At 70.8% G+C, this 12,279-nt stretch carries 10 protein-coding genes and 1 pseudogene; 6 read left to right on the plus strand and 5 right to left on the minus strand.

The genetic code is table 11. The features are described 5' to 3' along the window. Positions 1-22: 22 nt before the first annotated feature. Positions 23-1,615 (minus strand): benzoate-CoA ligase family protein, encoded by a 1,593-nt coding sequence (locus N5079_RS23600; protein ID WP_261586176.1) that lies wholly within the window; start codon positions 1,613-1,615, stop codon positions 23-25. Positions 1,616-2,091: 476 nt separating this feature from the next. On the opposite strand from N5079_RS23600, the pseudogene paaA reads away from it, so the two are divergent. From paaA to N5079_RS23630, 6 genes and pseudogenes are all read left to right on the plus strand, one after another. After that, positions 2,092-2,973 (plus strand): annotated as a pseudogene (paaA, locus tag N5079_RS23605) (1,2-phenylacetyl-CoA epoxidase subunit PaaA); the annotation flags it as partial. Between the two features lie 105 nt (positions 2,974-3,078). Beyond that, positions 3,079-3,375 (plus strand): 1,2-phenylacetyl-CoA epoxidase subunit PaaB, encoded by a 297-nt coding sequence (paaB, locus tag N5079_RS23610; protein WP_261586287.1) that lies wholly within the window; start codon positions 3,079-3,081, stop codon positions 3,373-3,375. Next, a complete protein-coding gene (gene paaC / locus N5079_RS23615) occupies positions 3,372-4,154 on the plus strand; it encodes a 1,2-phenylacetyl-CoA epoxidase subunit PaaC (RefSeq protein WP_261586177.1) in 783 nt (260 codons plus the stop codon). The genes paaB and paaC overlap by 4 nt, the downstream gene beginning before the upstream one ends. Next, on the plus strand, positions 4,151-4,738 hold the full coding sequence (gene paaD / locus N5079_RS23620; RefSeq protein WP_315967881.1) for a 1,2-phenylacetyl-CoA epoxidase subunit PaaD: 588 nt from the start codon (positions 4,151-4,153) through the stop codon (positions 4,736-4,738). Before paaC ends, paaD begins: the two co-directional genes overlap by 4 nt. Then, entirely contained in the window at positions 4,738-5,874 is a 1,137-nt protein-coding gene (locus N5079_RS23625; protein WP_261586178.1) for a 2Fe-2S iron-sulfur cluster-binding protein, read from the plus strand. The genes paaD and N5079_RS23625 overlap by 1 nt, the downstream gene beginning before the upstream one ends. Before the next feature lie 36 nt (positions 5,875-5,910). Next, complete coding sequence (locus N5079_RS23630) at positions 5,911-8,097, plus strand: molybdopterin-dependent oxidoreductase (protein WP_261586179.1); 2,187 nt, start codon at positions 5,911-5,913, stop codon at positions 8,095-8,097. Here the strand turns inward: N5079_RS23630 and N5079_RS23635 are convergent. The 4 genes from N5079_RS23635 to N5079_RS23650 all read right to left on the minus strand — a co-directional run bounded on the left by N5079_RS23635 (position 8,066) and on the right by N5079_RS23650 (position 12,128). After that, positions 8,066-8,863, minus strand: a complete 798-nt coding sequence (locus N5079_RS23635; RefSeq protein ID WP_261586180.1) for an alpha/beta fold hydrolase — start codon at positions 8,861-8,863, stop codon at positions 8,066-8,068. The genes N5079_RS23630 and N5079_RS23635 overlap by 32 nt on opposite strands. Before the next feature lie 102 nt (positions 8,864-8,965). Then, on the minus strand, positions 8,966-9,724 hold the full coding sequence (locus tag N5079_RS23640) for a 4'-phosphopantetheinyl transferase family protein (RefSeq protein WP_261586181.1): 759 nt from the start codon (positions 9,722-9,724) through the stop codon (positions 8,966-8,968). Then, positions 9,721-10,158: a hypothetical protein gene (locus N5079_RS23645; protein ID WP_261586182.1), complete on the minus strand. Its 438-nt coding sequence runs from the start codon at positions 10,156-10,158 to the stop codon at positions 9,721-9,723. Before N5079_RS23645 ends, N5079_RS23640 begins: the two co-directional genes overlap by 4 nt. Before the next feature lie 428 nt (positions 10,159-10,586). Continuing rightward, the gene (locus N5079_RS23650) at positions 10,587-12,128 is read right to left on the minus strand and encodes an acyl-CoA carboxylase subunit beta (protein ID WP_261586183.1); all 1,542 of its coding nucleotides are present in this window, start codon (positions 12,126-12,128) and stop codon (positions 10,587-10,589) included. Between the last annotated feature and the right edge of the window lie 151 nt (positions 12,129-12,279).

Below are 12,279 nucleotides of genomic sequence, written 5' to 3' on the forward strand. Positions count from 1 at the left end.
TTGCCGTACGGCGGTCAGGGCGTTACTCGTCCTGGAGGGCGCGGCGGTTTAGCTTGCCGGAGGCGGTCTCGGGGAGCTTGTCGACGAAGCGGATGTCACGGGGATACTTGTGCGGCGCGAGCCGCGCCCGGACGAAGCTCTGCAACTCCTCGGCGGACACGTCGTCGCGGGTCACCACGAACGCCCTCGGCAGGGTCAGCCCGTCGACCTCGTAGCCGACCACGGCGCACTCCACCACGGCCGGATGTCCGATGAGGCAGTTCTCGACCTCGGCGGGCGCCACCCACCGGCCGCCGACCCGCAACAGGTCGTCCGCCCGGCCCTTGTAGTAGAAGAAGCCGTCCGCGTCCCGGCTGAACAGGTCGCCGGACCGCACGGTGTGCTCGGCGACGAAGGTCCGGGCCGACTTCTCCGGCGACTGCCAGTATTCCAGCGCCGCCGTCTCGCCGGTGATCTCCAGGAGGCCCACCTCGCCGTCGGGCACGGACGCGCCATGCTCGTCGACGACCCGGACGTGATATCCCGGCACCACCTGGCCGAGGCTCCCCAACCGGACCTGGCCCGGCCGGTTGCACACGTACCCGTGGAACATCTCGGACGAGCCGATGCCGTCGATCACCTCGACGCCGAAGGTGTCGAGCCACCGGCGGTGCAGCTCCAGCGGCAGGGCCTCGCCCGCCGAGATGCACACCCGGATCGAGCTGAGGTCCTGCTCGGACGCCTTGGGGTGGGCGACCATGGCGCTCATCATGGTGGGCACGTTCACGAGGATCGTCGGCCGGTGCTTGGCGATCAGCTCGAAGATCTTGTCCGCTGTGCTCCGCTCGGGGAACACGATCCCGGCCGCGCCGACGCCGAAGGGGAACAGCGCCGTCATGTTGTTCGCGTAGCCGAAGAAGAGCTTGGGCACCGGCAGCACCACGTCGTCGGGACCGATGTCCAGCACACCGCGGGCGAACCACTCGAAGCTCAGCGCCGTGCTCCGGGCGGCGATGACGCAGGCCTTGGGCGTGCCCGTGCTGCCCGTGGTGAACCGCCAGATGGCGACGTCGTCCGGGGTCGTGGCGGCGGGCTCCAGCTCGGCCGGCTGTGCGGCCGCCAGAGTCTCGAAGTGGTGCTCGCCCTCCCGCAGTTCGTCCGCGGGCACGCCCACCACCAGCAGGTTCGACACGCCCGCCGCGCGCAGCTTCTCGAGCGTCGCCGCGTCGGCCACGACGACGGCCGGGGCCGCGTAGTCGGCGTAGAACCGGTAGTCCTTCGGCTGGAGGTAGGTGTATGCCTCGGCCGTCACCGCGCCGATCTTGTGCACGCCGTACCAGGTGGCGACGAACTCGACGCCGTCGCCGAGCGCGAGCAGCACCCGGTCGCCCTGCCGTACGCCGAGATGGCGCAGCACGTTACCGGCCCGGTTCGCCAGCGCCCGCAGCTCCGCGTAGGTCGTACGGCCCGCGGGGGTGATCAGGGCGGTACGGTCGCCCTCGTTGCGGTCGAGGAAGTGCGACGCGATGTTGAACTCTCGAGGCAGGTCTCCGTAGCGCAACAGGCCGGCGGAGTGCCGGTCACCCGGGTCTCCTTCGAGCAGCGTCGAGCGGGTCTCGGCCACATCGCCCCTCATGGGTCCCTCCTCGAAACGGCGGCTCGAACGACCGGCCGGCGAACTCACCGCACCAGTCCCCCATCGTCCGACGGGATCAATTCGGGGCGCTTCTTCTGAAATGCCGTTTTTCACCGCAGGGGCGGCGCGGCGGGACGGCACATCGCAATACGGGAGATGCGGGGCGCGAACCGCCCGGATGAAGCTGGTTCAGGCGTTCGGCGGAAGGAGACCGCCTCGGCGAGGCAAGCACCGTGACCTGGAAATCTGCGTGACCTGGGAATCTGCGTGACCTGGGAATCTGGGGGAGCTTCGTGGGAGGTCGAAAGGTGGACGTCCGGGAGGGACCGTCGCCGCTGGGAACCGCGCAACTGCTCGCGGAGGTCGACGCCGCCGAGCGTGAGCTCACGGCACACGACCGGTCGTCGGGCGAGGGCGGCGCCGCCGAGCCGCCGGCCGGTGACGCCGGCGAGTCCGCGCCGGCCCGGTTCGAAGCGCTGATCGCGGCCGACAAGCGGATCGAGCCGAGAGACTGGATGCCGGACGGCTACCGCAGGAGCCTCCTCCGGCAGATCGCCCAGCACGCGCACTCCGAGATCGTCGGCATGCAGCCGGAGACCAACTGGATCACCCGTGCTCCCACTCTCAAGCGCAAGGCGATCCTGATCGCGAAGGTGCAGGACGAGGCGGGCCACGGGCTCTACCTCTACTCGACCGCGGAGACGCTCGGGGTCGACCGCGAGTCGTTGCTGGACGCGCTGCACGCCGGCCGCCAGAAATACCTGTCGTTCATCAACTATCCGACGCTGACGTGGGCCGACGTCGGGGCGCTCGCGTGGCTGACGGACGGCGCGGCCGTCGTCAACCAGGTCTCGCTCTGCCGCACGTCCTACGGCCCGTACGCCCGCGCCCTCGTACGCATCTGCCGGGAGGAGTCCTTCCACCACCGGCAGGGCTTCGACCTGCTGTACGAGCTGTCGCGCGGGACGGCCGCCCAGCGGAAGATGCTGCAGGACGCGGTGGACCGGTGGTGGCAGCCCGCCCTGGCGATGTTCGGACCGCCGAACGACAGGTCCACCCACTCCGACCAGTCGCTGGCATGGCGGATCAAGCGGGCCACCAACGACGAGCTGCGGCAGCGATTCGTCGACATGTGCGTCCCCCAGGCGGAGGCCCTCGGAGTCGTCCTCCCGGATCCCGAGCTCCGGTGGAACGCCGACCGGGGGCACTACGACTTCACGCCGCCCGACTACGAGGAGCTCATGCGGGTCGTCGCGGGGAACGGCCCGTGCAACCGCCAGCGTCTCGCCCACCGGCGCCGCGCCCACGAGGAAGGCGCCTGGGTCCGCGAGGCCGCGACCGCCTACGCCGCCAAACACGGCCTCTCCCACCCGGGCGGCCCCCCGGCGTACGGCCCATCCGCGGATGAGGCGGATGAGGCGGTTCAGGTGGATGAGGCGGTTCAGGTGGATGAGGCGGTTCAGGTGGAGGGGAGCGCTTCGGCTGACTGGCCGCTGTGGGAGGTCTTCGTGCGCCCGCGCCGCGGGTTCAGCCACGCGCACGCGGGCAGCCTGCACGCGGCGGACGCCGCGATGGCGCTGCGGAACGCCCGCGACCTCTACACCCGCCGAAGCGAGGGCGTGTCCCTCTGGGTGGTCCCCGCCGCCACGATCACCGCCTCCAGCCCGGACGAGAAGGACGCCTTCTTCGACCCGGCGGCCGACAAGGTCTACCGGCATCCGTCCTTCTTCCAGCCGCCGGAGGGGGTCGAACACCTGTGAGCAGCTCCGATCTGTACGGGTATGTGCTGGGGCTCGGGGACGACGCGCTCATCGCGGCGCAGCGCATGGCGGAGTGGGTCACGCGGGCGCCGCAGATCGAGGAGGACGCGGCCCTGGCCAACATCGCGCTGGACCTGCTCGGCCAGGCCAGGGCGCTGCTCTCCTACGCCGGGGAGCTGGAGGGCCTCGGCCGGAGCGAGGACGACCTGGCCTATCTCCGCGACGAGCACGAGTTCCGCAATGTCCAGCTCGTCGAGCTGCCCAACGGCGACTTCGCGACGACCATCGCCAAGATGCTGTTCTTCGCCGCCTACCAGCACCTTCTCTACACGGGACTGTCCGCCGCCGACGATCCGGCGCTCGCGGGGATCGCGGGGATCGCGGCCAAGGCCGCCAAGGAGACGGCCTACCACGTCGATCACGCCGTCACGTGGACGCTCCGGCTCGGCGACGGCACCGACGAGTCGCACCGCCGGATGCAGGCCGGAGTGGACGAGGTGTGGCCCTTCACGCACGAGCTGTTCGAGCCGCCCCCGGCCAGAACCGGGCACATCAAGACCACCGGGGACATCGAGACCACCGGGGACATCGAGCCGGGCGCCCTGCGCGGGCAATGGCTGCGCCTCGTCGAGCGCGTGCTGCGCGACGCGACACTGCGCCGCCCCGAGGACGGCTGGAGGCCGGCGGGCGGCCGCCGGGGCGTCCACACCGAAGCGTTCGGCTACCTCGTCGGCGAGATGCAGTCGCTGCATCGGGCACACCCCGGAGCCCGCTGGTGAGCGAGAGCGCGCGGGCCGCCGCGTTACGCGATCCTGAGCTCCGCGTGCCGTTCGCCGAGGCACTCGACCTCGTGCGGGCGGCCGTCGCCGCCGTACGCGATCCGGAGCTCCGGGTGCTGTCCATCGAGGAGCTCGGCATCCTCCGGGACGTACGGCTCGGCCCCGGCGGCCGGGCGGTCGTCACGATCACTCCCACCTATCTCGGCTGCCCGGCCCTCGACGTGATCCGGGCCGACATCGCCTCGGCGGCACGGGAGGCGGGCGCCGCCGAGGTGGAGATCGTCACCTCGCTGTCGCCGCCGTGGACGACGGACTGGCTGACCGACACGGCGAAGGCCAAGCTGTCGGCCGCGGGCATAGCGCCGCCCGGGTCTCCGCCGGGCGTGCGGGTGCTGCCGCTGGTCGGGGTGCCAGTGGTCGGGGTGCCGGTGGTCGAGCTGCCGGTGGTCGGGCTGCCGGTGCGCTGCCCGCGCTGCGGGTCCTCCGACACGGCGGAGATCGCCCGCGCCGGTTCCACGGCGTGCAAGGCGCTGCGGGCGTGCCGCGCCTGCCGTGAACCGTTCGAGCACCTGAAGGACCACTGATGTCCACCGTCACGGCCGGCAGCCGGGCCCCTTCGCGGCTGCGGTTCCATCCGGTGACCGTCGCCGCCGTCGAACCCGCTTCGGCGGACGGCAGCGCGGTGGTGGTGACCTGCCGCGTTCCCGGCGAGACACGCGAGGAGCTCGCCTTCACCCCCGGCCAGCACGTCACCGCGCGGGCGACCATCGGCGGAGCCGAGGTCCGCCGTTCCTACTCGCTGTGCTCGACTCCGGAGGAGCTGGAACGGCATGGCGTGCTGAGGGTCGGCATTCGCACGGTGCCGGGCGGCGTCTTCTCGTCCTACGCCAACGGAACGCTCTCCGCCGGAGACCCGCTCGACCTGCTGCCCCCCGTCGGCAGCTTCGGCACCGCCTTCGATCCCGCGCGGCGGCGACGCTACGGGGCGATCGTCGGCGGCTCGGGCATCACTCCCGTCCTGTCCCTCATGACCGCCGGGCTGGCCACCGAGCCGCACAGCACGTTCACCGTCCTGTACGGCAATCGCGACGCGGACTCGATGATGTTCGCCGAGGAGCTGGCCGACCTGAAGAACCGCCATCCCGACCGGCTTCAGCTCGTGCACGCGTTCTCCCGGGAGGAGCCGCGGCTCGGTCTGGCCGGGGGCCGCCTCGACCCGGCTACGCTCTCGGATCTCTTCACGCGGATCCTCGAACCGGCGGCCGTACAGGAATGGTTCCTCTGCGGCCCGGCGGGGCTCGTGCGCGACGCGCGGCGGACCCTGTCCGAGCACGGCGTGGACGGCGTGGGCGGTTCAGCCGTACATGTCGAGCTGTTTCATCCCGACGACGGGCGGGCTCCCGGCACGCGGCCCGCCGCCGGTCCGCCGCGTGACGCTCAGGCGAGGGAGCTGAAGATCCTTCTCGGCGGACGCGTGACGACCGTGCGCACGCGGGACGACCGCCCCATCCTCGACGCGGCTCTGGAGGCCCGGCCTGAGCTGCCGTACTCGTGCAGAAGCGGTGTCTGCGCGACCTGCCGTGCCCGTGTCGTGGCCGGCGAGGTCAGCATGTCCCGCAACTGGGCGCTGACCGAGGACGAGCTGGCCGCCGGCTACGTCCTCACGTGCCAGTCCGTCCCCGTCACCGGCCAGGTGACCGTCGACTTCGACGTCCTGTGAGCCGTCTCAAATGTTGCTGAATGTCAGGAGTGCCCCATGAGAACCGCGCATCGGACCTGTCCCATCTGTGACGCCGTCTGCGGACTGCGACTCGAGCTCGACGACACGGGCCACGTCACGTCGGTCAAGGGCGACCCCGACGATCCCTTCTCCGAGGGGTACGTCTGCCCGAAGGGCGCCAGTCTCGGCCGTCTCGACGAGGACCCCGACCGCCTGCGCGTCCCGATGATCCGTAAGAACGGCGAGTGGTTCGAGGCCACCTGGGACGAGGCGTTCCAGGCGGTCGAGCAGGGTCTCAGCGGGGTGATCGAGCGATACGGCCGCGAGTCGCTGGCGGTCTATTTCGGTAATCCGACTTTCCACACGATGGCCGGATTCATGTACCGGATGCCGCTGACGCAGTCGCTCGGCACCCGCAACGTGTTCTCCGCCAGCACGATCGACCAGATCCCCAAGCAGGTGGCCTGCGGCTATCTGCTGGGCGACCCGTTCGCCATCCCGGTGCCCGACCTGGACCGCACGGACTACCTGCTCGTCATCGGCGCGAACCCGGTCGAGTCCCACGGCTCGCTGTGCGCCGCCCCCGACTTCCCCGGCCGGCTCAAGGCGCTGCGCAGGCGTGGCGGCAAGCTGGTCGTGGTCGACCCGCGCCGCACCCGCACCGCCGCGGTCGCCGACGAGCACCTGTTCGTACGGCCCGGCACCGACCCCTACCTGCTGCTCGCCATCGTCCACACGCTCCTCGCCGAGGACCTCGCCACACCCGGCATCGCAGTGAACGGGCTCGACGAGCTGCGGCGGCTGGCGGCCGGCTTCACCCCGGAGGCCGTGGCGCCGGTCTGCGGCGTACCGGCCGAGGACATCGTGCGACTGGCCCGCGAGCTGGCCGCGGCTCCCACTGCCGCCGTGTACTCCCGCATCGGCACCTGCACCGCCGAGTTCGGCACGGTCTCGCAGTGGCTCGTCGACGTGGTCAACATCCTGACGGGCAACTTCGACCGGCCGGGCGGGGTCATGTTCCCCAGGCCCGCCATCGTCGAGATCTTCCGCACCGGCCAGCCGTACGCGTCGGGGCAGTGGCACAGCCGCGCCCGGGGGCTGCCGGAGGTGATGGGCGAGCTGCCGGTGTCCACGCTCGCCGACGAGATCGAGACACCGGGCGAGGGCCAGGTCAGGGCGCTGGTGACGGTCGGCGGCAACCTGGTGCTGTCGGCCCCGAACGGGCCCCGGCTCGACCGGGCCTTCGCCGACCTCGACTTCATGGTCTGCGTGGACCCGTACCTGAACGAGACGACCAAGCACGCCGACGTCATCCTGCCGCCGCCGCGCATGCTGCAGTCGCCGCACTACGACTTCCTGCTGCTGATCGTGTCGGTGCGCAACTACGCGAGGTTCTCACCGGCCGTCCTTCCGCTGGAGCCGGGGCAGCTGTCGGAGGCCCAGATCCTCGCGCGGCTGACTCTGATCGCCTCGGGTCAGGAGGCCGACGCCGACCCGGCCATGCTCGACGAGATGATCGTCGGCCAGGTGCTCGGCATGGCCGCCACGACCCCCGGCTCGCCGTTCGAGGGCCGGGACGTGGCGGAGCTGCGCGCCGAGCTGGACGGCGACAGCGGCCCCGAGCTGATGCTGGACGCCATGCTGAAGCTCGGCCCCTACGGGCTGTCGCTGGCCGACCTGCGGGCCAAGCCCCACGGCGTCGACCTGGGCCCGCTGCGGCCGCGCCTGGCCGAGCTGCTGTGCACGCCCTCGGGCCGTGTGGAGCTGGCCCCGCCCCAGCTCGCCGAGGAGGTCGTACGGCTTGGCGAGCGGCTGGCCACGCCGCCGGCGGACGTGGTGCTGATCGGGCGGCGCCAGCTGCGCTCCAACAACAGCTGGCTGCACAACGTCCCGACGCTGGTCGGCGGGAGCAACCAGTGCACGCTCCAGATCAACCCGCTGGACGTGACGAGGCTCGGCCTCGGCGACCGGGCGGTGGTGCGCTCCGCCGTCGGCGAGCTGGTCGTCCCCCTGGAGCCCACTGAGACGATCATGCCGGGAGTGGTGAGCCTGCCGCACGGATGGGGACATGTCGCGACAGGCCAGCAGGTCGCCGCCCGGCACGCCGGGGCCAACGCGAACACCCTGACGGACGAGTCCGTCATCGACGTCCTTTCGGGAAACGCGGTTTTCAACGGTGTTCCCGTAACGCTCAGCCCGCCCGCCCCCGACGCGCTGTCCTGACCCGCAGGCCCGGCGCCGCACCGTGTTCGCCACACCGGCTCTCGGCGGGCTGGGCCGCGATGCGCGCGAGGAGCCTGGCGAGCTGGCCCGGGGCGGAGATCATGGGCCAGTGCCCCGTCTCCAGGGTGTGGAAGTCCCAGGTCGGCGCGGCCCGCATGGCCGACACGTCGGCGGAGACCCGGCCGGCGAAGTGCTCCATCGAGCACACGACGTAGGTGGCCCGCTGCCGCGTCAACGGGTGCTTCAGGACGGCGGGCTCCGCGATGGTCCGCCCGGGGTGGCCGACGAACCGCCTGGCGAGCCACCGGGCCTGCTGGGGGGAGAGTCCCTGGCCGTCGGCCACCACGGACGCGTCGGGGGCGGGCCAGCGGCCCTTGTTGTCGGCGATCAGCCGCAGCTCCTCGTCGCGCTGGCGCTCGGGGAAGGCGTGCAGCATCGACTTGCCGTGGTGCGGCAGGAACCCCTCGACGAACACCGTGTGCGCCACCCGATCGGATGCCCGGTCGGAGACCTGGCCCGCCACGATGCCCGAGTAGCTGTGCCCCACGACCACGACGTCACGCAGGTCCCTGCCCTCCAGAACCTGCAGGACGTCGTCGATATGGGTCTGCAGGCCGACGTCCGACACGTCCGCGTCGGGGGTGGCCAGGCCCGACAGCGTGATCGGCCAGGCGGGATGCCCGTGCCTGCGCAGGCGACGGGCCACGGGCTCCCAGACCCAGGCCCCCATCCAGGGGCCCGGGATCAGGACGAAGCCTCTCTTCATGAGACTCAGCACCCCCTTGCGGCTACCCGGCCGATCGGGTCATCCACCGTTATTCATCAACCTCGCACTCGGCAACCTCGCACTCGGCGTCGTCAACAATCCTCAGGCGGCTTCGCGTACCGTCGGGGCGACGGGCAGATGGAGGTCCGTCACATGCGCTTCCGAGATCGTGATGTGCCGCGTCTCGGTGAGCACCGCCACGACGCCGACATATCCGTCACCGGGGTCGAGCGTGTGGATCCGTACGGTTCCGGGGGAGATCTCAAGTGGCCAGCTAAGCAGCGCGGGGCTCTCCTCCGGGCCGCTGACCTCGACCCGGTCCGGCGAGATGCGCAGCCCGTGCCCGGTGGCCTTGAGCGCCGCCTCCTTGCGGACCCATGTCCTGGCGAACGCCTCGTAGCGCTCGGCCTCGGGCAGCGCCTCCAGCACCTTGCGCTCCGTATCCGTCAGCGCGCACCTGGCGAGCTCCTCCACCGGAGCCGACGGCACCGACTCCACGTCGACGCCGAGTGGCCCCTCGGTGGTCAGGGCCACCGCGACCCGGTTTCCCGAATGCGAGACCGACACGTGCAGCGGAGTGTCGACGCCGCCGATGTACGGCTTGCCGTGATGTCTCGTGCAGTCGGGGCAGTTCCGCTCCACCACCACGTCCTCGGGACGGATGTCCAGCTCGGCGCCGGCCGCCAGCCGCAGCAACCAGGATCCGGTGAGGAACCGGCGGCGGTCCGGCTCGCGGCGGAAGCGCGCGGCCCGCTCCAGCTCAGGCTCGCTGAGCACCGCGGAGAGGTGGTCGACGGTCCGGTGCCGCGGGTCGGCCCACCAGATGCGGCACTCGCCCGGGGCCAAGGCGGAAGCGGTCATCGCTCTTCTTCCTTTCTCAGGGTCCTGGGTCCTGGGTCCTGGCCGTGGTGCTTCGCGGGCAGGGTGTGGCAGGTCACCAGCTCCCAGTGGCTGACTTCAGGATTGGTGAGGATCTCGACGACCTGGGCGCGGATCTCCGCGCTCGTCGTCTTGTCGTCGGCGCGGACCCTGATCACGATGTCGCCGGTGGCCTGCGTGAGATCCTTGTGCCATCGCCCTGGCAGGAGCGCCATGATCCGGATCCCGTCGACCGGCGAATGGGGAATCCGTCGCCCGCCGGTCTGGCGCATCGTCAACTGAACCAGCATGACTCCACGATCCTCGTCCTGCGTCCGGCCGGTTCCGGTGCCGGTCCCGGCCCCGTAACCGCCTGCCGTGACGGTCGGCTCGACGACGACTCCGGAGCTCACCGAGGAAGCGACCAGGCTCTTCATTCCGTGCCTCCCGGAGCGTCGGTCTCGCGTGGCGATTTGTTCTCGCACCACCAACTCTGCGGCGTGGGAAGATCCGGAACCAGGCTTGCCGGAGGCAGCAAGCTGCACGCGGGTAGCCGCATGCTGTCATCCCCACGTCGTGATCATGCACAGCTCCCCCGCTCCCAGGTCGTGATCATGCACAGGTTCCCCAGGATGGCCATCGACCTCGCCATACCCAGGTCGTGATCATGCATGGGTTCCCTCACAGCCCTTCCGAGCCGGGCACAAAACGTTCGTGACCTTGCACTCCGAGAGTGCAAGGTCACGAAGGAAGAACCCGCAGGCCACCAGGCATCTACGGGAAGGCGCGCATGATCATCAACCAAGAAGGGGCTGGTCACACACCATGATCGGGAATCTGTGCATGATCACGACGTGATCACGGGTTACAGGGGGACGTTGCCGTGCTTGCGGGGGGCGGTCTGCTTGCGCTTGTCGCGGAGCATGGCGAGGCCTCGGGCGACGACCGACCGCGTCTCCACCGGGTCGATCACGTCGTCGACCAGTCCCCTCTCCGCCGCGTAATTGGGGTGGACCAGCTCCTTGGCGTACTCGCGAACCAGTTGCGCGCGCAGCGCGGCCGGGTCCGCCGCCGCGGCCAGCTCCTTGCGGTAGATGACGTTCACCGCGCCCTCGGCGCCCATCACGGCGATCTCGTTGGTCGGCCACGCCAGCGACAGGTCGGTCCCGATCGAGCGGGAGTCCATCACGATGTACGCCCCGCCGTACGCCTTGCGGAGGATGACTTGGATGCGGGGGACGGTGGCTTCGCAGTAGGCGTAGAGCAGCTTCGCGCCGTGCCTGATGATCCCGGCGAACTCCTGGTCGGTGCCCGGAAGGAAGCCCGGCACGTCCACCAGGGTCACCAGCGGGATGCTGAAGGCGTCACAGAACCGCACGAACCGCGCGGCCTTCTGCGAGGCGGCGACGTCGAGCACACCGGCCAGCACCATGGGCTGGTTCCCGACGATGCCGACCACTCCGCCGTCGATCCTGGCGAGCGCGCAGATGACGTTCGGCGCCCAGCCCCTGTGCATCTCCAGGAAATCGCCGTCGTCGACCAGCTCGGCGATCACCAGGCGCATGTCATAGGGCTTGTTCGGCTCGACCGGCACGATCTCCGCGAGCCGGGGCCGCACCTCCGAGGCCGCGCCGCAGGGCGGAGAGGAGGGCGGAAGCTCGAGGTTGTTGCTCGGCAGCATCGAGACGAGATAGCGCACCTCCATCAGGCAGCTCTCCTCGTCGTCGTGCACGAACGTCGCGACCCCCGAGAGCGTGCCGTGCACCTGCGCGCCGCCCAGCTCCGCGTGGGTGACGCGCTGACCGGTCACCGCTTCCACGACATCGGGCCCCGTCAGGTACAGCTGAGCGGTGTCGTGCACCATGAAGGTGAAGTCGGCCAGCGCCGTGGAGTAGGCCGCCCCTCCGGCGCAGGGCCCGAGCACCACGCTGATCTGCGGGATCACCCCGGACGCCTGGACGTTGCGCTGGAAGATGCCGCCGTACCCGTTGAGCGCCATCACCCCCTCCTGGATCCGGGCGCCGCCGCTGTCGTTGAGCGCGATGAACGGCGAGCCGGTGGAGAGCGCCAGGTCCATCACCTTCTGGATCTTCATCGCGTGCGCCTCGCCGAGCGACCCGCCGAAGATGGTGAAGTCCTGGGCGTAGACGAACACGCGACGACCGTCGATCGTGCCGGAGCCGGCGATCACGCCGTCGGTGTGCGGGCCCTGCGCGCCCATCCGCAGGCCGTGCGCCTGGTGCCGCTGGTACATGTCGATCTCGATGAACGAGCCCGCGTCGAGCAGCAGGTCCAGCCGTTCGCGCGCCGTACGCTTGCCGAGCGCGTGCTGCCGGGCGACCCCCTCCGGACGGCCCGCGACGATCCGCTCACGCAGCCGCTCCCGCTCCTCACGCAGCGAGCGCATGGAGCGCGGCTCAGGCTCCGGGCTCCGCGGCTTCGAACTCCGGGGCTCCGGGCTCCATGGCTGCGGCTCGGCCGGCGCTGGAGCGGGCGCTGGAGCGGGCGCGGATCCGGATGCCGGCACTGGGGCGACGTCGAGTTCCGAGATGGTCATC

Source organism: Planotetraspora sp. A-T 1434, from assembly GCF_025420585.1.
Taxonomy (GTDB): domain Bacteria; phylum Actinomycetota; class Actinomycetes; order Streptosporangiales; family Streptosporangiaceae; genus JAOEGB01.

Coding starts and splice junctions, on each gene's coding strand:
- N5079_RS23600 (WP_261586176.1), bottom strand. CDS start 1,615: ATGAGGGGCGATGTGGCCGAGACCCGCTCGACGCTGCTCGAAGGAGAC.
- N5079_RS23625 (WP_261586178.1), top strand. CDS start 4,738: ATGTCCACCGTCACGGCCGGCAGCCGGGCCCCTTCGCGGCTGCGGTTC.
- N5079_RS23630 (WP_261586179.1), top strand. CDS start 5,911: ATGAGAACCGCGCATCGGACCTGTCCCATCTGTGACGCCGTCTGCGGA.
- N5079_RS23635 (WP_261586180.1), bottom strand. CDS start 8,863: ATGAAGAGAGGCTTCGTCCTGATCCCGGGCCCCTGGATGGGGGCCTGG.
- N5079_RS23640 (WP_261586181.1), bottom strand. CDS start 9,724: ATGACCGCTTCCGCCTTGGCCCCGGGCGAGTGCCGCATCTGGTGGGCC.
- N5079_RS23645 (WP_261586182.1), bottom strand. CDS start 10,158: ATGAAGAGCCTGGTCGCTTCCTCGGTGAGCTCCGGAGTCGTCGTCGAG.
- N5079_RS23650 (WP_261586183.1), bottom strand. CDS start 12,128: ATGCGCTCGCTGCGTGAGGAGCGGGAGCGGCTGCGTGAGCGGATCGTC.